The sequence below is a fragment of the uncultured Tateyamaria sp. genome, assembly GCF_947503385.1.
Taxonomy (GTDB): Bacteria; Pseudomonadota; Alphaproteobacteria; order Rhodobacterales; family Rhodobacteraceae; genus Tateyamaria.
This window is the reverse complement of the sequence record NZ_CANNDO010000002.1, coordinates 145,240-168,122: the sequence shown is the minus strand read 5'-3', so window position 1 is coordinate 168,122 and position 22,883 is coordinate 145,240. Positions and strand designations below refer to the sequence as shown.

General features: G+C 60.3%; 21 protein-coding genes and 1 tRNA gene. 11 read left to right on the top strand and 11 right to left on the bottom strand.

The window, feature by feature from the left end; genetic code table 11:
* Positions 1–40: 40 nt before the first annotated feature.
* From Q1A85_RS06700 to Q1A85_RS06690, 3 genes are read left to right on the top strand one after another with little or no spacing between them, the layout of a single operon-like run.
* Positions 41–316: a hypothetical protein gene (locus Q1A85_RS06700; RefSeq protein ID WP_299686662.1), complete on the top strand. Its 276-nt coding sequence runs from the start codon at positions 41–43 to the stop codon at positions 314–316.
* Entirely contained in the window at positions 309–2,135 is a 1,827-nt protein-coding gene (locus Q1A85_RS06695; RefSeq protein ID WP_299686660.1) for a hypothetical protein, read from the top strand. Before Q1A85_RS06700 ends, Q1A85_RS06695 begins: the two co-directional genes overlap by 8 nt.
* Entirely contained in the window at positions 2,132–2,443 is a 312-nt protein-coding gene (locus tag Q1A85_RS06690) for a helix-turn-helix domain-containing protein (RefSeq protein ID WP_299686658.1), read from the top strand. Before Q1A85_RS06695 ends, Q1A85_RS06690 begins: the two co-directional genes overlap by 4 nt.
* Positions 2,444–2,851: 408 nt before the next feature.
* Here the strand turns inward: Q1A85_RS06690 and Q1A85_RS06685 are convergent, their stop codons facing one another.
* Complete coding sequence (locus Q1A85_RS06685; RefSeq protein ID WP_299686656.1) at positions 2,852–3,070, bottom strand: hypothetical protein; 219 nt, start codon at positions 3,068–3,070, stop codon at positions 2,852–2,854.
* Between the two features lie 216 nt (positions 3,071–3,286).
* On the opposite strand from Q1A85_RS06685, the gene Q1A85_RS06680 reads away from it, so the two are divergent.
* The 3 genes from Q1A85_RS06680 to Q1A85_RS06670 all read left to right on the top strand — a co-directional run bounded on the left by Q1A85_RS06680 (position 3,287) and on the right by Q1A85_RS06670 (position 5,350).
* Positions 3,287–3,775, top strand: coding sequence for a hypothetical protein (locus Q1A85_RS06680; RefSeq protein WP_299686655.1), 489 nt, complete (start codon positions 3,287–3,289; stop codon positions 3,773–3,775).
* A gap of 323 nt (positions 3,776–4,098) precedes the next feature.
* Entirely contained in the window at positions 4,099–4,545 is a 447-nt protein-coding gene (locus Q1A85_RS06675) for a hypothetical protein (RefSeq protein WP_299686654.1), read from the top strand.
* A gap of 595 nt (positions 4,546–5,140) precedes the next feature.
* Positions 5,141–5,350 (top strand): hypothetical protein, encoded by a 210-nt coding sequence (locus Q1A85_RS06670; RefSeq protein ID WP_299686652.1) that lies wholly within the window; start codon positions 5,141–5,143, stop codon positions 5,348–5,350.
* A gap of 317 nt (positions 5,351–5,667) precedes the next feature.
* On the opposite strand, the gene Q1A85_RS06665 is transcribed toward Q1A85_RS06670, so the two are convergent.
* From Q1A85_RS06665 to Q1A85_RS06625, 9 genes are all read right to left on the bottom strand, one after another.
* Positions 5,668–6,138 carry a hypothetical protein gene (locus Q1A85_RS06665; RefSeq protein WP_299686650.1) on the bottom strand — a complete coding sequence of 157 codons (471 nt, stop codon included), beginning with the start codon at positions 6,136–6,138 and terminating at the stop codon, positions 5,668–5,670.
* A 54-nt stretch (positions 6,139–6,192) separates the two neighbouring features.
* Positions 6,193–6,498 carry a DUF3574 domain-containing protein gene (locus Q1A85_RS06660; protein ID WP_299686648.1) on the bottom strand — a complete coding sequence of 102 codons (306 nt, stop codon included), beginning with the start codon at positions 6,496–6,498 and terminating at the stop codon, positions 6,193–6,195.
* A 133-nt stretch (positions 6,499–6,631) separates the two neighbouring features.
* Complete coding sequence (locus Q1A85_RS06655; RefSeq protein WP_299686647.1) at positions 6,632–7,195, bottom strand: hypothetical protein; 564 nt, start codon at positions 7,193–7,195, stop codon at positions 6,632–6,634.
* Between the two features lie 400 nt (positions 7,196–7,595).
* Positions 7,596–7,669, bottom strand: a tRNA-Gly gene (locus tag Q1A85_RS06650).
* A 38-nt stretch (positions 7,670–7,707) separates the two neighbouring features.
* Positions 7,708–8,547, bottom strand: coding sequence for a class I SAM-dependent methyltransferase (locus tag Q1A85_RS06645; protein ID WP_299686645.1), 840 nt, complete (start codon positions 8,545–8,547; stop codon positions 7,708–7,710).
* Positions 8,544–8,966 carry a hypothetical protein gene (locus Q1A85_RS06640; RefSeq protein ID WP_299686643.1) on the bottom strand — a complete coding sequence of 141 codons (423 nt, stop codon included), beginning with the start codon at positions 8,964–8,966 and terminating at the stop codon, positions 8,544–8,546. Before Q1A85_RS06640 ends, Q1A85_RS06645 begins: the two co-directional genes overlap by 4 nt.
* Positions 8,963–10,999: an ASKHA domain-containing protein gene (locus Q1A85_RS06635; protein WP_299686641.1), complete on the bottom strand. Its 2,037-nt coding sequence runs from the start codon at positions 10,997–10,999 to the stop codon at positions 8,963–8,965. Before Q1A85_RS06635 ends, Q1A85_RS06640 begins: the two co-directional genes overlap by 4 nt.
* Before the next feature lie 158 nt (positions 11,000–11,157).
* Positions 11,158–12,114, bottom strand: a complete 957-nt coding sequence (gene speB / locus Q1A85_RS06630; protein WP_299686639.1) for an agmatinase — start codon at positions 12,112–12,114, stop codon at positions 11,158–11,160.
* A 1-nt stretch (position 12,115) separates the two neighbouring features.
* Positions 12,116–12,979 carry a crotonase/enoyl-CoA hydratase family protein gene (locus Q1A85_RS06625; protein WP_299686637.1) on the bottom strand — a complete coding sequence of 288 codons (864 nt, stop codon included), beginning with the start codon at positions 12,977–12,979 and terminating at the stop codon, positions 12,116–12,118.
* 116 nt (positions 12,980–13,095) lie between these two features.
* Here Q1A85_RS06625 and guaB point away from each other — a divergent pair, with 116 nt between their 5' ends.
* From guaB to Q1A85_RS06610, 3 genes are all read left to right on the top strand, one after another.
* Positions 13,096–14,544: an IMP dehydrogenase gene (gene guaB / locus Q1A85_RS06620; protein ID WP_299686635.1), complete on the top strand. Its 1,449-nt coding sequence runs from the start codon at positions 13,096–13,098 to the stop codon at positions 14,542–14,544.
* Positions 14,545–14,586: 42 nt separating this feature from the next.
* Complete coding sequence (locus Q1A85_RS06615; RefSeq protein WP_299686633.1) at positions 14,587–15,744, top strand: RsmB/NOP family class I SAM-dependent RNA methyltransferase; 1,158 nt, start codon at positions 14,587–14,589, stop codon at positions 15,742–15,744.
* A gap of 231 nt (positions 15,745–15,975) precedes the next feature.
* Entirely contained in the window at positions 15,976–18,168 is a 2,193-nt protein-coding gene (locus Q1A85_RS06610) for an ATP-binding protein (protein ID WP_299688535.1), read from the top strand.
* 12 nt (positions 18,169–18,180) lie between these two features.
* Here Q1A85_RS06610 and Q1A85_RS06605 read toward each other — a convergent pair whose 3' ends face one another.
* Complete coding sequence (locus tag Q1A85_RS06605) at positions 18,181–18,780, bottom strand: gamma-glutamyl kinase (RefSeq protein ID WP_299686631.1); 600 nt, start codon at positions 18,778–18,780, stop codon at positions 18,181–18,183.
* Between the two features lie 199 nt (positions 18,781–18,979).
* On the opposite strand from Q1A85_RS06605, the gene recA reads away from it, so the two are divergent.
* Complete coding sequence (recA, locus tag Q1A85_RS06600) at positions 18,980–20,059, top strand: recombinase RecA (RefSeq protein WP_299686629.1); 1,080 nt, start codon at positions 18,980–18,982, stop codon at positions 20,057–20,059.
* A 169-nt stretch (positions 20,060–20,228) separates the two neighbouring features.
* Positions 20,229–22,883 carry an alanine--tRNA ligase gene (alaS, locus tag Q1A85_RS06595; protein WP_299686627.1) on the top strand — a complete coding sequence of 885 codons (2,655 nt, stop codon included), beginning with the start codon at positions 20,229–20,231 and terminating at the stop codon, positions 22,881–22,883.

Below are 22,883 nucleotides of genomic sequence, written 5' to 3'. Positions count from 1 at the left end.
GTGGCCGGTCAGACAAACTATACCATTGCAGGAGATAGACATGCCCCGAAATCAGCAGCCTTTGTCGGTCGCGTTTGGCGAGACCGTCCAGATGAATGATGGCGCGTTCGCAGTCATCAAATGGTCCGTCACGGAAGGAGCCGTGGAGGTGTTCCGCGGCAATACCGAAAACGACTACGATTCCGGTGTGATGTACACGGCGGGCACCGGCGAACGCGACGTTGAAGCGTCTGCAATCGCGCACGGAGCCGGACCGAACCTGTATATGATCGGTCGGATGCATCCGGTTTCCAAGGTCGTTGTTGACCATGCGTAGTCCCGTCCTGCCCGCGGGATTGTCGCCCTATGCCACGGGTCTTTTTTCCGGCGGCGGTCCACCCGTGAGCGGCGACGCCGTCATGCTGGCCCACATAAAAGGCGCCTCAAACGACCAGGGTGGTGCCGATGACGATCCACTCGCGACGCGGACGCCTGAGGATACGGTTGCCAATGGATACTGGGTCAACATCAATGATCCAGACGGCACAGGCCTACCTGTCCTTGAGCCGATTTTGTCTGAGGAACCGTTTCCGCGCATGGGCGGCTCCGTCAGCATCACGACCAATGCGGTGCCGAACCTGATCCGCGAATTGCAGGCGGCCTACACGGCCCAAAACGGAGGGACGTTGCACGTCGCCGCGATTTCCGAAGGGTTTGGCGGCATGGGTTTGAAGGCAGACGGCACAGGTGATTTCGGCCCATTGCACCCAGACGGCGTAGGCCCGGCATTCGTCAATGGGAGCGGCAGCACAGGCGCCAAGGTGGGAGGCGCAATTTATCTCTACGTTACAAACCCGCAAACCGTCACGCAGGTTGCGGACCTGATCGCGGCGGAGTTCCCTGGCATGACGCGTCTGCCGGACATTGCGTTCGGCAAGATCGGCAACGAAAACGACACTGGATTGGAGTACCATGATCTGGTCGACCTGAGCGCCCGCTACATCGAAGACTTTCGTGCCGCGTGGGGGCAACCGGACATGCCGTTCATTTTCAATTCGGCACCGCCGCCGTGGTCGTTTTCTGGTTCGGTTGTCAGCCCGAAAATCGCGGCTGCAATCTCAAGCCTGTCGCAGGGTTTGCCAAATGCCGCTTATGTCGAGGGTCCCGGCGACCCGGTAGATCAGCACAGCACCGAAGATATCCACTTCGGCAACATTGGTTTGCGCAAGATTGGCACGCGCGCCCATGAGGTCGTGGGAGTTGCAAAGTCGCGTGACCAAGCCCCTAAGTCTTGGATTGATTTCATCGGCAATCTGACAAACAAGCCAGCCCGGTGCTATTCGATGTACCGTTTGAACCCGGATTATACCGGCCCCGCCATGACTGTGAGCAATACGACACAATCGGCGGATATCTCATTTCTGACTTCGGGCGTCCGAAACGGCGAACCTGACGCCGCGGCCATGATGTCGGCGGCCGACAACGATGGTGCTTGGCTTACGTCGCTACCTTGTCAAATGGGAAGTGGCATTCCAATGTCCCCGGAAGGCACTGGATTTGCGCGGGTTGTCGCGGCCGCCTCCACGCCGGAAGGAGTTGTGAAAGGCATTGTGTTCCAGGGGCGGCGGTTCTGCTGGGGCAACGACGAAAACAATATCATGTTGGTGGCGTCCGGTGTTTCAGGCACCGCCGCCGGGGCACTTTTGGCGGTGGGTCGCGTTTCTGACGGGGGTACTGCGGTGCAGGCGGACCTCGACAACCGCACATTCACTATTTTGTCGAGGTCCGGTGAGACAGATTTTTACATCGGGGAAAACGGCCAGCGCCTGATCACAGCGCAGGAATATGAGCCTGATTTCATCACCGCGTTGCCGGGTGCGGCGGGCGGTTACACAATCCACGCAAACTATGTCGATGCGAACGGAATGCGCGCGAACGGTGTGTCCGTGCCGTCAGCTACGACAACACGCACAGGAACGGGCGCAGCGGGTACTCTGTGTTGGGGGGGGCGGAGCGGGCAAACCAATCGTTACTCAAATGGCAACCACACGGCCGTCATGTATTGGGACGTTGCGCCCACTGGTACAGATCTTGAGATCATCGACGCGTGGTGCCGGTCTATTGGCGCTGTGGATGACAGAAGCGCAGCGGCATGACCCCGGACGAACTGGCCAGTCAGCTCAGTTTTGAGCGGGCAAACCTTCTGGCTGATTTAGCTGTTATCATCGACGCTACCGGCTTAACCAAGACGCCCGCCGCGTTGTTGCGGCGGCTTTTGCAATCTTGCGGTCATACCGTTGATCGGGACGCGCTCAACGCCAGCCTTGACGAAGTGCGCGGCTCTGATTGTGAGGGGGTCGAGGCGCTCCGAAAGGCGATGGCGCGCTGTCGCGATAGTGCAAAGGTGATGGGGTGGACCATAACGCCCGTTCGCGGAGTTGGATACCGGCTGGAGCGCGAATGACGGTCATTTCTTTGCGAAGTGCAGTTAGATCAATTGCCAACGCGGATAGTAGCGACCTGGCCAAATTCACTGGGGTGTCAAGCTTAAAACCTTTTATTAACAATGAGATAATCCTGGCCGAACTTTTGGACTTTTCAATCCCTGGAACTCAATTTACCGGGCGCGGCATGACAACAGAACATTTTGAGTTGATCTGTAGAGGGTCCTTTCTTTGTGTCTCTGCCTGCCGTTCCAGTTACGGCTTTCCCTGCGGGGTATCTTGAGGCCCGGCACAGGCCCCGTTTTCTTCGCCGCAGCGCCCCCTTCCTATGTCCGCGTACCGAATGTCTGGCACAGTCGGGCTTTCCTTGTCGGTCGGGGCAGGCATCGAGATTGTCGTGCGGACGGATGCCTAGAACTGGTCCTTTCTCAGATGTGGCCGACTCGCTTGGCGGGCTTGTGCGCAATGACGCCGACAAGATCGCCCTGCATGTCCTCTTGCGCATCAAGGTAGTGAAGCCCCTCCGAGCAACGGACGCAGGGTCCCGTGTCGTTCATTAGGACGGTGTGGTCTCCGGCGTCTAGGCAGGTAAAGCCTTCATCCAGTGTGATGGTGTCGCCAGCTTTCAAATCAGAAAGTTTGATCATCAGTCGGTCCTCTAGTTGGGTTCGAATTTTACCCAGAAATAGAGCATATATTTACCCACTTCAACCTTGATTTTTACCCAAAAATACAGAAAATGGGTAAAAGTTTGGAAAAGTGGGTAAAAATGCTTACAAGCTCGTGTGGCATATCGTGCGATTCTTTCTCGCGACCCCAAAGTTGGGTCCGTATCGGAGCAACGCGCCGTCTTTTCGGAGGGCGTGAACGACCGCATCATCGAGTTCGAGAAATCAGAGCTGATGCAGATGTTCGAGGCAAAAGCGCTGCGCGAGGGCGACACGCTTTTGATGGCTCACGCGCGAGTGTTGGGCCGGGCCAAAGAGCGGGAGAAGTGGTTGACGTTGTGTGCGGTGGCCGGTGTGCTTATCAAGCTGCCGGGGCATATGCCGGCCATGTATGATACCCCAGAAAAGAAGGCGGTTTTTCACGCTGAGGCAGTTCAGCCGACAGGTCGCCCGTCAGCTAAGCAAAAGAAGAACCGGGGCAGGCCGAAAAAGTATCCTGACCCTAAGCCTGAACACCGTTCGATCATCTGCGGGTGGTGGTGCAATCCCATGTCTGACGGCAAGTACATGAAGTTGAAGGACGTGCAGGCGGGTGCAGAACAACTGGTCGGGCACCCGGTATCGCGGGACTATCTGAAAAACCTCTGCGGTAAGTCGCGGGGAAAAATCGAGACAGAAGAATAGGAGCCGTTATGATTGAAGCTGACCTATCCGGCGTTATGCATCTTGTAGATCCTAACGCTGGCACGCCCCCTTGTGCGCCGCCCGGGACGCGCAGCTTTCTGGGTGAGTTGGGGAACACAACCTTCATTGTGACGCTGGGGCCGGACGGCCACTGCGAGGCGTCAGTGTCATGCGATATGCGTCCGGCAACCGATGCGCAGTGCCGTGCGTTTTTTCGCAAGCTGGGTCGCGACCCGGAGTTTGAAGATAAGCGCAGCCGTTTTTGCCGCATGTTCGTCGTGCATGATGCGCGCAAGAAAACTGTTCACTAAAGGAGCCGTTCGATGGGTGACATGACCTCAATCATGGAGCGCCACTCCGACGCGATTGAACGCTACGGCCATCATTTTGTAGCACATGGTCTGTTTGACGAACCGACACTCACAATCGGTGTGCAGAGCTTTGCTTTGGTTTTGCATCAGCGCGAAGGCGAAGAAGATGAACAGCGCCGCGAATGGCTGGGCGTAATGCTAAGCGCCGCACTGAAAGAACTAGTCAATCAGCACGGCGGCCCGAGCGTGCAGACTGATTTCAAGCTGGAGGGTATCGAAGCTGACGATGGGTTCTGGTATTCGTGCAGCGGCTGCCACTCAACCAATCAAGGCGCTGAAACGGGCGACTATCCATACTCAAAGACCTTCGGCTGTTATCTGGGCGCGGGGTGTTCCGAATGCGGTGGCATTGGGGCTGTCTGGCAGCGGGTGGCTGACATTCACAAAATGGAGCCATAAGTGCCTGAATCCATCGCGGATATAGAAGACGATCACATACGTCTCTTGGCCCTGGCGCGCATGGCCATAGCGGCTGAGAGCGGCCCCGAGTGGCGGTGCGACGTCCTTTCTGCGTCAGACAAGCACGGCGCGGCATGTGACGCAGTTTGGCGTGAATTGCGCAGGCAGGTAGATTTGCAGGATGGCGTCATACCTACATTGGAGCATCCAGCCCGGCAGGCCCAAAAGCTGGCCAAGCGGATGCGGTCTGAGATTGTTGCAACCGTTCAATCGGCAGTCGAGGAAGCGCTCGATGATTTCACTTTCACCGGATCAGAAAGGGAGGGTCTTGGCGATGGCGCTTAAATGCCCGAAGTGCGGGAGCACCAGCTTGACGGCACATGAATACTTCGAGGTCCCTGCGTACACTCATTTTGAGAACGGGGTTGTGGTAGCGACGGGCGGCAACGAAGGCGCGGGGTACTCCGTAAACAAGTTCAGCGCAGTTTGCATGGGATGCGACCACACATGGTGGATGCGATACAGCACTGGCCAACGTGTCGTCGCGGCCTCCCAAGAATTTGCAGAGTCACAGTTAATCTAAGGGAGCCGTCCAGTGGGTAATCCTTCTCGCAAGCAGCTTGTCGGAGTGATCACGCGCCAGCGCGAGGCATTGCAAAATATGGACGGGGTTTTGCGCGGGTATCGTGCGGAGATTGTTCGCCTTGGCGGCGATCCATCAAAGGTTCGCTCAATCCGCCGTGACCAAGATGAATTCTCAGTCGATGATGTGGAGATCATCGCAAATGCAGGGGAGCCGTTATGATTGAAGCTGACCTATCCGGCGTTATGCATCTTGTAGATCCTAACGCTGGCACGCCCCCTTGTGCGCCGCCCGGGACGCGCAGCTTTCTGGGTGAGTTGGGGAACACAACCTTCATTGTGACGCTGGGGCCGGACGGCCACTGCGAGGCGTCAGTGTCATGCGATATGCGTCCGGCAACCGATGCGCAGTGCCGTGCGTTTTTTCGCAAGCTGGGTCGCGAGCCGGAGTTTGAAGATAAGCGCAGCCGTTTTTGCCGCATGTTCGTCGTGCATGATGCGCGCAAGAAAACTGTTCACTAAAGGAGGGTTAAGGGCCGTTCAGTCGTGGCTCTTAACCGCATCGATGCTCGCATCGGACAATAGTGCCCGCATCCGCATAGTTGCCTGCGCATTCAGAACTCGCTGCCTGCCGCTCTTGCGATCCACGGCCTCGACCTCAATATCGTGCATCAATTTGTGGCGCGTGTTGGTGTTCCCGCCGAAGCCGAGCGCTGTCGCAAAGTCCGCCCTGGACATGGACAGGCTTTCGCGCGCGTGACGCACTTCGTCACCGCTGGGGGCCGGAACGGGTTCGTGCATCCGCTGAACATGTGCCCGCGCCTCTGTTGGGCTACCAAACCACCCGGACGGTGCTGGCAGGCTTTGTAGCCATTGACGCGCCTCATGGGCGGTTTTCAGTGCAGGTGCGTCAGACAGGTTGCGCAGGGCATCCAGCAACGCGCTTTCGGTGTTCTCGCTGAGGACCGCCGGGATTGCCGATCCGTTTGACATGACAATTGCAACAGGCATTTGTTCATCCTTCGATGGGGGTGGGTGAGGGGCGGCGGTGCCGCCCCTGCTTGGTTACTCGATAATCTCAGCATCGCCACCGACCGACAGAAACACTGCCTCTTGGTCCGTGGCGTTGAGAATGTCGCGGGCCAGTGCCCGGAGTTCTTTTTGCGCTGCGGCCTTGTCGGTTGCGGCGCTGACGATAACGGCAACATCATCGCGAAACAGGCGACCGGCTTCATTGCTCCAGTATCCTTGTGCGGCGTACACTGTGGCACCGCCGTAGAGGCTGCACATGCTGGCAATGGTGGTTTCGATCAACGCACCGTTGTCGGAACCGTCATTGTCATTTTTCGGGATGATGATTTCTGTTTTCATCGACAATCTCCTTTTCTCATTCGTGGGACCTGTTGTCCCTGTCGATGACATTAATATATGGGCGCACGCCCATATTTGCAAGTATAATCGACAAAGAAAAGTTGAGAAAGTCGGGGGCTGATGCCCCCGGTGTTTAGGCGTACCAACTCGACAGTTTTTCCTGACCGTCCCAGATCCACGCGGTAACAACGCTGTTGATCCTGACGCTTGGGCGGGTGCCAGACATATCGACTTTGCGCCTGATCGGTTCGCCCATTTTCAATTCGGGGTCAGGGAACTTGTTGCCTGACATGAAGCTTTCTTCGCCCCGGACCAAAGGCGCACCGATTTCTTGCAGGATCACGTAGCATTTGGACGGGACGTCGATCACCTCGTAGAACTCGACATTGGTCTGGTCGTAACCCCAATTGGTGTAGAGAATAATGCCGGTTTCCAAATTGTGGGGCTTGTTTCGGGCCGCGCGGCGTTCCTCTGCCGCGCTCTTGCGTGCTAAGATGGACTGGACTTGTTGTGCGATGTATTCGCTGCGGCGTGCGTCAGAGCGAAACCAGAATTGCTTTGCCTTGCGGCTGCGGCCTTTCAGGATCATTACGCAAGGCTGCCCGCGTCCGTTGGTGTACGTGTAGAATGTTGCCAGGCCACCTTTGACAGTGATTTTCCGGGCATTCTCAGGGCGCAGTTGTTCGTGCAGGTTCATCGAATATCTCCAATCTGTGGGACCTGTTTGTCCCGTTTCGATAACTGGAACATATGGGCGCGCGCCCATAAGTGCAATATGTGTTCGAAATTATTTCTGGGGTTTCCCGGCGGCCAATCGCTCTAGTTCGGCCACCAGTTCAATTGCCATTTCTCGCGCGGCCTCTGTGCCCACTTCGCGGCGGGCGTCCTCGAGGTGTTTTCTCGCAAGTCGGGCGTGTTCAATGGCTGCACGAATTGAATTCAAGCTGACACCTGCGGTACTTTCTGCGGGACTCAATGTCCCGAACCTTCAATTCTGTTCCTGATTTTTCCCATGTGGGCAACCTACCGACGAAAGATTTCTGTCCATCTGCCTTAAAAAATAGTCATAAAAACAGGATGTTATAGGTGGGTAAGTGTGGAGCGGGTAACGGGAATCGAACCCGTAACTAAAGCTTGGGAAGCTGCCGTGATACCTTTTCACCATACCCGCGCGCTGAGGCGTCTGGATAGGCAAGCGGGCTTGGGGCGTCAAGAGGGTTTGCGCGCCTCAAAGACATGGATCACCGCCGGAATGTGTATCCCATTGGGCCCGTCAAACTTGGCAAATCGGCCGATAATGGCCGCCTTGACGGCGGCTTTGCCCTCGGCGTCGGCCTCGTGGTACTGCAGCGCACTGTCCGCCGGGCCGATGTGGCAGCACAGTTCCGCGGCATCGGCCAGTGTCCCGTGCGGTGTGAGCATCAGGTCAAGCGTTTCAACGGTCGGGTCCGTGACGCCAGCGCCGCGCAATGTGGCAAGCACACCGTCCGCATCCTCAAAGGCAAACGGGCCGGGCAGGGTGCGGTCGACCTTGGGCACCGGGCCCAGCACGTCGCGTGCAGCGGCGGCCGGTTCCATGAACCACGGATTGTCCGGTGCGGCCCCCCACGCAGCCAGCACCATGCGCCCACCCGGCAGCAGCGTGGACCAGAGGTTGTGGAATGCGGTGGCGGTGTCGTCAAAGAACATGACCCCGAACCGCGACAGGATCACGTCGTAGCCTTGCTCGAACCGGTGTGTTTGTGCATCGGCAAGCAGCAGGCGCGCCTGCGGTAGAAACCCCAGCCGGTCATGGGCGTGGCGCAGCATCGTTTCCGAGATGTCGAGACCCGTGACATGGCCGGACGGCCCGACCGCCTGCGCAATCCGCGCCACGCTATCGCCTGTGCCACAGCCGATGTCGAGCACGCGTTCGCCCACGCCGGGTTTGGCACGCGTCATCACCACATCCAGTACCGGGGCCAACAGCGTGTCCATTTCGCGCTGCAATGCGACCCATGCCGGACCGGCAGAGTCGGTCCAGAACGCTTGCTGGTCGAGATTCGTCACGGGATGCCCCGGCTCAGGATGGTGCTGATAAGGCCCGAGTGACAACAACGCGGATCACCGGCGCGATAGACATATTGCGTCAGCAAGGCGCCTTGCGGGTGGGTCTGCACCTCTTTGATGCCATCGCCGGGCAGATCAAAGGGCGCGCCAAGGATGGGACCGTCGGGTGATGGTGTCACGATCCGGTATTCAAGATCGGTCGCGTTCCCCCCCGTGGCAGAGGCATAGACCACCTGCACCAGCAGGTCAGTGGGCGTGGCGCGGTCCCAATCCACGGGCCATACGGCCACGCCATCGACGATCAGACCGGGCTGTGCCAGCGCAGCGGCAAGGGCGGCGTCACCTTCGGCTCTTGGGATCACCGCCTGCGCGAGCACAGGCGCGGATATCAGCGCAAAGAGGGCCGCCAGCCACCTCACGCCCGCCGTCTCCGCCGTCGGCCACCGTCCTCGCCGCCGCCAGTGTTAAAGCTCACCTCGGGCAGGTTCACGATGCTGCGCAGGATGGGGAACGGATCGGCGCTGTTGGGCAGGGCCGAGGCGTTGACGAAATGCTCTTGGAACCGCGGCTCGATCGCGGTTTCGACTTTGTGGATGCGGCGCACGGTCTCTTCGATCTCGCCGCGCGCGTCGCGGTTCAAGAGGGCGATGCGCGCGCCAGTACCCGCCGCGTTGCCTGCGGAGGTCACCTTGTCGAGGGGGGCGTCCGGGATCATGCCCAGCACCATAGCATGTTTGGGCGAGATATGCGCGCCAAAGGCCCCGGCGAGCACCACGCGGTCCACCGTGTCGACGCCAAACTTGTCCATCAGGAGGCGCGCGCCGGAATAAAGTGCTGCCTTGGCCATCTGGATGGCGCGGATGTCCGGGTTGGTGATGGTGATGCGCGGACCGCCCGTCGCAGTGCCGTCATGCAGAAGATAGGCCTGTGTGCGCCCGTCGGGCACGCAGCGGTCGCTGCCCGTTTGCGCCGCCGACCCAATCAGGCCCGAGGCGTCCAGCAAACCTGCCAGCCGCATCTCGGCAATGGCTTCGATGATGCCCGACCCGCAGATGCCGGTGATGCCACTGCCTGCGGCGGCCTCGGTGAACCCTTCTTCGTCGGACCACAGGTCCACGCCGATGATGCGGAAGCGGGGCTCCTTGGTCACCGGGTCGATCTCGACCCGTTCGATTGCGCCCGGTGCCGCGCGCTGTCCGGCGGTGATCTGCGCGCCCTCAAAGGCAGGGCCGGTGGGTGAGGAACAGGCCAGTACCTTGTCGCGGTTGCCCAGCAGGATCTCGGCATTTGTGCCGACGTCGACCACCAGCACAAGGTCGTCGGATTTGTCCGGCGCCTCGCTGAGTGCAACCGCAGCCGCGTCCGCGCCGACGTGGCCCGCAATGCAGGGCAGCAGGTAGACACGCGCCGAGGGGTGAATGTTCAGGTCGATGTCGTCAGCCCGCAGCCGCAGCGCGTCGGACGTGGCCAGCGCAAAGGGCGCCTGGCCCAGTTCGAACGGGTCGATGCCCAACAGAAGGTGGTGCATGACCGGGTTACAGACAAACACCGCATCCACCACCAGCGTCTTGTCAATCGCGGCCTCGGTTGCGATCTGGGTCATCAGGGCGTTCAGCCCCTCGCGCACAGCCACGGTCATCTCGTCCGCGCCGCCGGGGTTCATCATGCCGTAGCTGACCCGGCTCATCAGGTCTTCGCCAAAGCGGATTTGTGGGTTCATCAGGCCGGACGAGGCCACAACCTCGCCCGTCGCCAGATCACACAGGTGCGCCGCGATGGTGGTCGAGCCAAGATCGACCGCCAGCCCGTAGACCGTGCCATCGTAATAGCCGGGCCAGACATGCATGATGCGCGGCGCGTTTTCGTTGTCGCCCAGATGCACCGCGACGGTCACCTTCCAGTCGCCCTTGCGCAGCACCGGTTGCAGGGCCTGCAGGATGTGCAGGTCGGCGTGGATGTTGGTCACGGCCCAGTCCTGTTCGATCGCCGCCACCAGCCGCTCCAGATCCCCCGACGGGTCGTGCATGTCCGGCGCTTGCACCTCCACATAAAACAGCTTGGTGGAGGGGTTGATGATGATGTCGCGCACTTCGGCGCGCTTGCGCACAACCTGTTTGTGCACCTGACTTTCGGGCGGCACATCAATCACAACATCGCCCTGCACGGTCGCCTGACAGCCAAGGCGGCGACCATCGATCAGCCCGCGCTTTGATTTGTACCGTTCCTCGACCTTGTTCCATGCAGACAGGGCATCATCCGCCACAGTCACACCGTGTTTGGGAAATTCGCCAAAGCTCGGCGTGATCTGACATTTTGAACAAATGCCCCGGCCGCCACAGACACTGTCAAGATCCACGCCCAGTTGCCGCGCAGCCGTCAGGATCGGGGTCCCCACGGCAAAATGCCCGCGCTTGCCGGACGGGGTGAAAACCACAAGGGGATCGGTGCTCATGAACGCCTCATTTCTGCTTGCGGCCAGCATAGGCCCATGGCGGCAAAGGAAAAGTCAAACCGCGACACAGGTCCGCCCTGATGCGCCACTTGCCCTGCTTCTTCTCTTTGGAAAATACTCCGGGGGGCCCGTAGGGCGGGGGCAGCGCCCCCTCCGCCCTATGCCGTTGCGCGCGCGTCAAAGATGAAACCCAGCAAATTCATCAAAACCTGTGCCGCCAGAATCGCGGTGCTGCCCGTGGGGTCGTAGTCCGGTGCCACTTCGACCAAATCAATGCCGACGATGTCGTGGCGGCGGGCGGCGGCCTGCAACATCTCCAGCACATCGTAATACAGAAACCCGCCATGGCTGGGTGTGCCGGTGCCGGGCGCGATGGACGGGCAGAAGGCGTCGATGTCGATCGTGACGTAGAGCCGAGCGCCTTCAGGGATGCGGTCGATCACGGCTCTTGGCCCCAATGCGCGGGCCTGACGAACAGACAGGATGTCCGAGCCCATGGCGCGGGCATCTGCATAACCTTCTTTGGCGGTGGAACTGACATTGCGGATGCCCACTTGGGTCAGCCCGGTGACGTAACCGCATTCGGCCGCGCGCCGCATCGGATTTCCATGACCGTGCCGCACACCGTGGCGCTCATCGACGAAATCCAGATGCGCGTCGATCTGCAACACATGGATCGGCCCCTGTCCGTCAAAGGCGCGGATGCAAGGAATGTTAACCGAATGATCGCCCCCGATGGTGACGGGCAGGGCGCCCGCGGCAAGGGCGGCGCGCACACCGGCCTCGATATTGGCGTGGGACCCTTCGGTGTCTGTGTGAATGATGTCGGCGTCACCCATATCCACGATGCGCACGCTTTCGGGCAGGTAGGTGGCGTCGTCTTCGTGGTCATAGGCCCCGGCATGGCCAAAGCTGAACAGGGTCGACGCCTCGCGCACCGCGCGCGGCCCGAACCGCGCGCCCGACCGCCACTGCGTGCCCGCGTCAAAAGGCGCGCCAAGGATGGCCACGTCCGCCTCCAGCGCGCTCCAGTCCTCCACATAGGGCCGCTTCCCAAAGGTCGAGATGCCGACAAAGGGCAGGTTCAGCCGACCGCTGTCATATCCATGTGCCATGTCAGTCCTGTCGTGTGGTGTTGATGGGACGATCCAGCGTCCAGTCGTAGCTGCCTGTGTCGCGCTCGCGCACGGCCTGCTTCCAGCCCACATCTTCGGCGCGCGCTTTGAAATTCAGCCCCTCGGGTGAATGCCGTGTGATGCCATCGAAAATCGTGGCGAGACGCTGGGTGTTCATCAGACCCGTCGCCTCGATCGCCTGATTGATCACCATCTTTTGCATCGCAAGCTGGTTGATTGGCACCCGCGCCATGCGGTCGGCCATGGCCTCGACCTCCGCGTCCAGTTGATCTGCGGGTACGGCACGCAGGATCAGCCCCATGGCCTCCGCTTCCGCTCCGGTAACCTTGTCACCCGTAAACAGCATCCGCTTTGCCCGTTCCGGCCCCAGCCGGTAGACCCACATCGCCGTGGTGGGGCAGCCCCAGACACGCGCAGGCATGTAGCCGATCTGCGCATCTTCCGCCATGAACACGAGGTCAGAGCACAGCGCGATGTCCGACCCACCCGCGACGGCTGCGCCATGCACCTTGGCAATCGCCGGCTTTAACGCGCGAAACAGCGACATGAAGGCCTGCGTGTTGGACCACATGAACTGGTAGTCCTTGATCGGGTCCCATGGCATGTCCTGTGTCACCGCCCCCGCACCATTGCCCTCGGCATAATAGGTCAGGTCATAGCCTGCGCAAAATGCGGGGCCTGCGCCGGACAGCACCATCACATGCACGCCGTCATCGCCATCAGCCCGCGCGACCGCCTCGGCCAGCAGATGCGGCACCTCGTCATCAATGGCGTTCAGCACATCGGGCCGATTCAGGGTGATGCGGGCAATCCGCCCGTCTTTTTCATAAAGCACCTTGTCCATGCGCGCACTCTGGCCCGAGCGTGCCCCATTGGACAAGACACGCATTTTGGCCCTTTCCTTTCTGTGCGGCGCATGAGACATGAAACCGCCAAACGAACCCTCCCAAGGAGACCCCCATGGAGATTCGCGAGGCGCTTACCTTTGATGATGTTTTGTTGGTCCCGGCGGCCTCGAATGTGTTGCCCACTGCTGCCGACACGCGCACCCGTGTGACCCAGCGCATTGACCTGAACATCCCGCTCCTGAGCTCCGCCATGGACACAGTGACCGAAGGGCGCATGGCCATCGCCATGGCACAGGCGGGCGGCATGGGCGTGATCCACCGCAATCTGGACATCGCGGCACAAAGCCAAGAGGTGCGCCGCGTCAAACGGTTCGAAAGCGGGATTGTCTACAACCCCATCACCCTGACGGCGGATCAGACCCTCGCCGATGCCAAGGCGCTCAGCGAACGCTACGGCTTTAGCGGGTTTCCGGTGATCGATGCGACGCGGCGCGTTGTGGGCATTGTCACCAACCGGGACATGCGCTTTGCCGCGCGCGACGACACGCCTGTGCGCGTGATGATGAGCACGGACAACCTCGCAATCCTGCACGAGCCTGCAGACCGGGACGAAGCGATCAGCCTGATGAAAGCACGGCGCATCGAAAAGCTGCTGGTGACGGATGCGGATGGCAAATTGACAGGCCTTTTGACTCTCAAGGATACCGAACAGGCTGTGTTGAACCCCACGGCCTGCAAGGACGCGCTAGGCCGTTTGCGCGTCGCTGCGGCCTCGACCGTGGGTGACGCAGGATTCGAGCGGTCCGAGGCGCTTGTTGATGCGGGCGTCGATATGATCGTGATCGACACCGCCCATGGTCATTCCGAAGGTGTTGCCGAATCGGTTCGGCGGGCCAAGGCCCTGTCAAACGAGGTGCAGATCGTGGCGGGCAATGTGGCCACAGGCGAGGCCACGCGCGCGCTGATCGACGCGGGCGCTGACGCGATCAAGGTGGGCATCGGCCCCGGTTCCATCTGCACCACGCGGATGGTGGCGGGTGTGGGGGTGCCACAATTGACCGCCATCATGGATTGCGCTGCCGCCGCAGGTGACGTCCCGGTGATTGCCGACGGAGGCATCAAATTCTCGGGCGATTTTGCCAAGGCAATCGCGGCGGGCGCGTCCTGCGCGATGGTGGGCAGCATGATTGCAGGCACGGACGAATCCCCCGGTGAGGTGATCCTGTATCAGGGCCGCAGCTTCAAATCCTATCGCGGCATGGGCTCGCTTGGGGCGATGGCGCGCGGCTCTGCCGACCGGTATTTCCAGAAGGATGCCGCCAGTGACAAGCTGGTGCCCGAAGGGATCGAAGGGCAGGTACCCTACAAAGGCCCCGCAGGCACTGTTATTCACCAGCTTGTGGGTGGGTTGCGGGCGGCCATGGGCTACACCGGCTGCGGCACGGTCGATGAGATGCGCAAAAACTGCCGTTTCGTGCGGATCACCGGCGCGGGTCTGAAAGAAAGCCATGTGCATGACGTGCAGATCACCCGCGAAGCGCCCAACTACCGTGCCATGTAATTTCAGAAGGTTGCGTCACGGTATTCATGTGATGGGTGACCTGTGACACCCGGCGCGCGCGTGGCGGCGGCCATCGAAATCCTTGACCACATTGCAGGTGGCACGCCCGCCGAACAGGCGTTGACACGCTGGGCGCGCGCCAGTCGTTATGCAGGGTCCAAAGACCGCGCAGCGGTGCGGGATCACGTTTTTGACGTCTTGCGCCATTGGCGCAGCGCAGCGGCCTATGGTGGCGGTGAGACAGGGCGTGCGCGCATGATCGGGCGTTTGCGGGACGCAGGAGCGGACCTTGCCACGCTCTTTGATGGCAACGGCCATGCGCCCGCACCTGTGACCAAGGCAGAGACGGGAAGCGGCGCAGCACCGACATCGCGCGCGGAAACGCTCGATTTGCCAGACTGGCTGCTTGAGCGGTTTGATGCGAGCCTTGGTGCGGATACCGACCGCACCGCGCGGGCATTGCAGCGGCGCGCACCGGTAACACTGCGCGTGAATGCATCGCGCGGGACCGTGGCGGATGCAGTGCACTCACTGGCAGATGCAGGTGTCCAGACCATCGCAAATCCCCGTGCCGACAGCGCACTGACCATAGAGGCAGGCGAGCGCAAGCTGCGCAATTCGGATGCCTATACAAACGGATTGGTGGAGTTGCAGGACGCAGCCAGTCAGGCTGCCGTCGCTCAGATTGCCGGGTCGGGGCGGGTGTTGGATTATTGCGCGGGTGGTGGCGGCAAGGCGCTTGCCCTTGCCGCGGCAGGCTGGACAGTGACGGCCCATGATGCGGACCCCAGCCGAATGCGTGATTTGCCCGCCCGCGCGACCCGTGGTGGACATGACCTCCACCTGTCTGAACCGTCTGAGCTGACGCAAATGGGGCGCTTTGATGCGGTTTTGTGTGATGCACCATGTTCCGGGGCGGGCACATGGCGGCGCGCGCCCGAAGCCAAGTGGCGCCTGACGCCCGACCGTCTGGCAGAGCTGACGACGGTTCAGGCGCAAATCCTTGATACGGCACAGGTTTATGTGACGCCCGGCGGCGCGCTTTACTACGCGACTTGTTCCGTGCTGGTCGAAGAGAACGCAGCACAATCTGCCGCATTTGTTGCCCGCAATCCAGAGTGGCGGCTGGATGCCGACTGGCATTGGCCGGTGGATGACTGGGGCGACGGATTTTACCTCGCTCGTCTTTTGCGAGCATAGCAGCATTTGACACAACCATAGGTAAGCGACTACCGTTCCGAAGCTGCACGGCTCCGGCTGTGGTTAAGTGGCGGTTAACCCCTGGCGGCGCAGAAACGTGGGAACGATTCGACGTGCAGGAGGTGCGCAGTGGCAGCGCAGGCTGACAAATCAGGTGGCTTTGCCCGCTTTGCCCGGTCTGGTGCAGGACGCGGGCGCAGCCTGTTGATTGCATCCTTGTTGTTGGGTGTGATGGGGATGTTGGCCCCAGAACCCCTTATTCAATTGGGCTTGTTGGCTGCGTCGGTGACGCTGCTGTTGCTGGGGGCGGCGCTTTTGGTTGTGTTGCGCCGCGACCGGGCGTCACAGGACCGGACAATGCAGGCCGTCGCCGGGTTCATCGAAAAGGACAGCGCGCCCAGCTTTGTGTGCAGCGCCGATGGCGAGGTGCTCAGCGCCAATGCCGCCGCGCGCGCGCGCTATGCGACGCTGCGCGGCGAAACCCTTGCTGGCACATTGCGCACGACATTTGCCAACCCCGGTGGCATTCTGTTTCGCCTCAAATCGGTGGCCGACGCCGAAGGAGCCGCGCGTGAGGATATCGTGACGCGGCGCGGGCAGGTGCGACTTGCGGTGCACAATATGGGTGACGACCGGCTGTTGTGGCGGCTGGAACCCGTGGCCGAGGCGACACGCAGCCCGGATGGTCCGGGCCTTCCCATGATCATGCTGGGGCGCAATGATGCGATCCTCTATATGAACGACGCGGCGCGCACGCTGGTGGGCAAACGTGCCACTGCGCTGGACGGGCTGTTCGACGCGATGCCGGTGTCTATGGGGATGGTCAACCGCATCACCACCGAAGGCGGATCGCTTGATGTGCTGGTGACATCCGTGGACGCAGGGGCTGGGCGGCAGGCAATGTATCTGTTGCCCGCGCCCGAGATCACGCCTGCCTCCCATTGGCACGATTTTGAGGATTTGCCGGTGCCGCTGGTGCGCTTTACCACCGAAGGCAAAGTGCAAAGCTACAATCGCATGGCGGCCAACCTCGTGGGTGAGACCTTGGTCAGGGATGCTCATCTGGGTGATCTGATGGAAGGTCTGGGGCGTCCGCTGGAGGATTGGCTGGACGAAACAGTGTCTGGTCGCGCCGTTCAGCAAAGCGAATTCCTGCGCTTGCGCCGCACCGACAAGGAGACTTTTGTGCAGGTCGCGCTCAACCAGATGAAAGAGGGCGGCGAAAGCTCGGTTTTGGCCGTCTTGTCGGATGCGACAGAACTCAAGACGCTTGAAGCGCAGTTCGTACAAAGCCAGAAAATGCAGGCGATTGGGCAATTGGCCGGTGGTGTGGCACATGATTTCAACAATTTGCTGACAGCCATTTCGGGGCATTGCGATTTGCTGTTGTTGCGTCACGATCAGGGCGATGCCGACTATGGCGACCTCATGCAGATCAACCAGAATGCCAACCGTGCAGCGGCGCTCGTGGGTCAGCTTCTGGCGTTCTCCCGGAAACAAACATTGCGCACCGAAGAATTGGATTTGCGCGACACCATGGCGGACCTGACCCACCTGCTGAACCGTCTGGTGGGCGAAAAGGTGCGTCTGAGCCTTACCCACGATCCCGTTCTCAAAGCGATCCGCGCGGACAAACGCCAGTTGGAACAGGTGTTGATGAACCTTGTGGTCAACGCACGTGACGCAATGCCGTCTGGCGGAGAGATCAAGATTGAAACCGAATGTGTGACACTCAACGAACCGCTTGAACGGGACCGGGTATCGGTCCCCGTCGGGCAATATGTCTGCCTGCGCGTCATTGACGAAGGCGTCGGCATTCCGGCGGACAAGCTGCAAAAGGTGTTTGAGCCGTTCTACACGACAAAACGGACAGGCGAGGGCACCGGGCTCGGCCTGTCCACCGCTTACGGCATCGTAAAACAGACAGGTGGGTTTATCTTTGTCGATAGCAAGCTGGATCAAGGCACCTGTTTTTCCATCATGTTCCCGGTGCTCGAACGCACCACCAGCAGTCCTGTGCCGGAAAAACCCAAGGTCAAAGCGCCCAGCCCGCAAAAGGGAGATGGCGTGATCCTGCTGGTCGAGGATGAAGCACCGGTTCGCGCCTTTGCCAGCCGCGCATTGCGCCTGCGGGGATATACGGTGCTGGAGGCGGACAGCGCAGAGGCGGCGCTCAAAACATTGGAAGATGTCGATCTCAACGTTGATCTGTTTGTCACGGATGTGGTGATGCCGGGCAAGGACGGTCCCAGCTGGGTGCGCGAGGCGCTACAAGACCGGCCCGACGTGCGGGTCGTGTTTGTCTCGGGCTATGCCGAAGACAAGTTGAATGATCAGCGTGAGCGGATCCCGAATTCGGTCTTCTTGCCCAAACCGTTCTCGTTGAACGATCTGGCCGAAACGGTCCACAGTCAGCTGCACTGATAGCTGGCGCAGTCAGGCCACCGGAATGCTGTCGTAAAGCTCGAATTCTTCGGCACATTTCCGTCTCAGCCGCGCTTCGACGTCGCTGGACAGTTCGGCCGGAATGGAGGGCGACACGTTGTGACGCTCCAATGCAAACGTGAGGTCCAACCGATCCGACAAAAAGGCCTGTAACCGCTCTTGATTTTCGTAGCGAAACAGGTGGGTCACCCCGGTGCCATTTGGCTGCGTCTCAAGAAATCGTGCCTGACTGCCCACATCAGCAAATCCGGGTTTCTTGCCCTTGAGATAGGCAAGCACAAAATCATCAAAGCTGATGCCGTGGGTCGCGTTTGGCTTGTCTTTCATGAATGGCCGCTGCCTGTACCGCCACCAACTGCTCAGCCAGCTGATCGGCTCACGCATCACCGCCATCACCTCCAGTTCAGCGTCGCACACCTTGAGAAACATGGGTCGGACAAACCGATTGTAGCGATATACAGGTGCATGTTTCAGCATCGGCGGATACATGATCGCCATGTCCGCATGAAGCCGCAATGCCTCTTCGTAGGCGGTCGTTCCGGTCTTGGGCACCGACAGAAAGACCAGATTGGCCTTGTAAAACACCAACATACGCGCAGCCCCACCCCGTCCGTCTTCTTTTGCTCTGCGCCGTAAACTACTCCTTAACCACCTTTGGCAAAAGGTAGGTTATGGAGAATTTTAATTGCAATGTTCTCATTTTGATCTCATAAGGAACACAAAGAGAACATCGAAGCAGCACGGCACCAATTGCCGCCCCGACCGGGGTATGACACAAAGGACCAAACCAATGGCGACGGCAGACCTTTTGAACATGACAGACAAAAAATCGGCAGACAAACAAAAGGCGCTGGACAGCGCACTGGCCCAGATCGAACGGCAGTTCGGCAAGGGCTCGATTATGAAGCTGGGTGATGAGGGCGCCATTCAGGATATCAAGGCCAGCTCCACCGGCAGCCTTGGTCTGGACATCGCTTTGGGCATCGGCGGCCTGCCGATGGGGCGGATTGTTGAGATATATGGCCCTGAATCCTCGGGCAAAACCACGCTCACGCTGCACTGCGTGGCCGAGCAACAGAAAAGCGGCGGGGTCTGTGCATTTGTCGACGCGGAACACGCGCTTGACCCGCAATATGCCAAAAAGCTGGGTGTGAACCTGGACGAGTTGCTGATTTCGCAGCCTGACACGGGCGAGCAAGCGCTCGAAATCACGGACACGCTGGTGCGGTCCGGTGCCGTTAACATGGTCATCGTCGATTCGGTGGCGGCGCTGACGCCCAAATCCGAGCTTGAAGGTGACATGGGCGACTCGAGTGTGGGCGTGCAGGCCCGCCTGATGAGCCAAGCCATGCGCAAACTGACCGGCTCGATCAGCCGTTCGAACTGCATGGTCATCTTCATCAACCAGATCCGGATGAAAATCGGCGTCATGTTCGGCTCGCCCGAGACAACCACGGGCGGCAACGCGCTGAAATTCTATTCCTCCGTCCGCCTCGACATTCGCCGCATCGGCGCGCTCAAGGACCGCGATGAGGTTGTGGGCAACGCGACCCGCGTCAAAGTCGTCAAAAACAAGGTGGCGCCGCCGTTCAAACAGGTGGAATTCGACATCATGTATGGCGAGGGTATCTCCAAAATGGGCGAGCTTCTGGACCTCGGTGTCAAAGCCGGTGTGGTCGAAAAATCGGGCGCATGGTTCAGCTACGGTGACGAACGCATCGGGCAGGGGCGTGAAAATGCCAAGAGTTTCCTGAAGGAAAACAGCCGCATCGCCCTCGATATCGAAGACAAGATACGCGCCGCACATGGCCTCGACTTCGAGATACCGGAGAGTGAAAAGGTCGAGGACGACGATATCCTCGAGGCGTAAACCGTCGGGCACGGGGGACTCGGCCCAAAACGTCCCTGACGTGCCAGACGTGGTACGGACAGTATCCGGAACGGGGTGTCACGACGGTGGCACCCTGTTTCGTTTGTGGACAGTCCCCGCGCCCAAGGCTATGTCAGAGCGACCTTCCAAAGCCTTCGGGACATGACCCATGCCATCGCTGAACGACATCCGCTCGACCTTTCTGAATTACTTTGAAAAACAAGGGCATACCATCGTCCCGTCGAGCCCGCTTGTGCCGCGCAACGACCCGACCCTGATGTTCGTCAACTCTGGCATGGTGCAGTTCAAGAACCTGTTTACCGGACTGGAACGGCGCGACTACACGCGCGCGACAACCGCACAGAAATGCGTGCGCGCCGGCGGCAAGCACAACGACCTCGACAATGTCGGCTACACCGCCCGCCATCACACGTTTTTCGAGATGCTCGGCAATTTCAGTTTTGGCGATTACTTCAAACACGAGGCGATCCCCTTTGCCTGGGAACTGATCACTGGCGCGTTCGGCATCCCCAAGGACCGGCTCTATGTCACGGTGTACCACACCGATGACGAGGCGTTCGACATCTGGAAAAAGGTGGGCGTGCCCGAAGACCGGATCATCCGCATCGCGACCTCGGACAATTTCTGGCAGATGGGTCCAACCGGCCCCTGTGGTCCCTGCACCGAGATTTTCTATGACCACGGGGACCATATCTGGGGCGGGCCGCCGGGCAGTCCCGAAGAAGACGGCGACCGGTTCATTGAAATCTGGAACATCGTTTTCATGCAGAACGAACAGTTCGAAGATGGCTCCATGGTCGATCTTGAGATGCAGTCAATCGACACCGGCATGGGGCTGGAGCGGATTGGCGCGCTGTTGCAGGGCAGCCATGACAATTACGACACCGATCTGTTCAAAGCGCTGATCGAGGCGTCCGCGGATGCGACCGGCGTGGACCCGTACGGGGACCAGAACGTGCATCACCGGGTGATCGCGGATCATCTGCGGTCGACGTCTTTCCTGATCGCGGACGGCGTAATGCCGTCGAATGACGGGCGGGGTTATGTGCTGCGCCGCATCATGCGGCGTGCAATGCGCCACGCGCATCTTTTGGGGGCCAAAGATCCGGTGATGCACCGGCTGGTACCGAGCCTTGTGCAGCAAATGGGCGCCGCTTACCCGGAACTTGGGCAGGCGCAGGCGTTGATCACCGAAACGTTGGAGGCAGAGGAAACGCGGTTCAAGCAAACCTTGGATCGGGGTCTGAAACTGCTGGACGATGAGCTGGCCGCTTTGCCCGACGATGGCGATTTGCCAGGTGCGACGGCGTTCAAACTCTACGACACCTATGGGTTCCCGCTCGATCTGACACAGGACGCGCTGCGCGAAAAGGGGCGCGGCGTGGACACCGACGGGTTCGACGCCGCCATGGCTGAACAAAAGGCCAAGGCGCGCGCGGCGTGGTCGGGTTCGGGCGAGGCTGCGGATGCGACTATTTGGTTTGATGTGGCCGAGGAACATGGCGCGACCGAGTTTCTTGGCTATGACACCGAGACAGCCGAAGGGCAGATTGTTGCACTCGTCGTCGAGGGGGCTGCGACAGACAAGGCCGCCGAGGGGACGCAAGTGCAGATCGCTCTGAACCAGACCCCATTCTATGCGGAAAGCGGCGGTCAGGTTGGCGACAGCGGGCTGATCCGAACAGAAGGCGGCGAGGCGCGCGTGACCGACACACGCAAGACTGCGGATGTGTTCATTCATATTGCGACTGTTACAAAAGGTCATGTTTCCAAAGGAGAAGCGGCAGTTCTTGAAGTAGATCACGCACGCCGCACAGCCATTCGCGCGAACCATTCTGCAACGCACCTCCTGCATGAGGCGCTGCGTGCGTCCCTCGGGGATCACGTGGCACAGCGTGGCTCTCTGAATGCACCGGATCGGCTGCGGTTCGACTTTTCCCACGGCAAGGCGCTTAGCGCCAAGGAACTGAGCGCTGTCGAGGCCGAGGTGAACGCCTACATCCGCCAGAATGCGGCGGTGGACACCCGGATAATGACGCCGGATGATGCTCGTGCGCTTGGCGCCCAAGCGCTTTTTGGCGAGAAATACGGTGACGAGGTGCGGGTCGTGTCTATGGGCACACAGGCCGGTTCTGGCAAAGGCACGGGCGGTGACACCTATTCGCTTGAACTCTGCGGCGGCACGCATGTGCGTCAGACGGGCGACATTGGCGCCTTTGTGACGCTGGGCGACAGTGCGTCCAGCGCTGGCGTGCGGCGGATCGAGGCGCTGACAGGGCAACCGGCATTGGATCATCTGCGCCATCAGGATCAGTTGCTGGCCGAGACCGCGCTTGAACTCAAGGCGCAGGCCTCCGACGTGCCTGCGCGCGTCAAATCTCTCCTTGAGGAGCGCAAGGCGCTTGCAGCCGAAGTGGCCCAGTTGCGCCGCGAGGTTGCCATGGGCGGCAGTGACACGACCGGTCCAGCCACGCAGGATGTGAACGGCACCGCGTTCATCGCGCAGGTCCTGAGCGGTGTGACAGGACGCGACTTGCCACCTTTGATCGACGCGCACAAAGCGCGCATCGGCTCGGGTGCGATCCTGCTGATTGCGGACGCAGATGGCAAAGTAGCCGTCGCCGCGGGTGTTACCGACGACAAGACCGGGACCGTCAGCGCGGTTGATTTGGTTAAGGCCGCTGTCGCAGAATTGGGCGGCAAAGGCGGTGGGGGTCGGCAGGATATGGCGCAAGGCGGCGCCAAGGATGTCAGCAACGCGGACGCAGCCATCGCTGCTGCCAAAGCCGCGATGGGAGGGTAA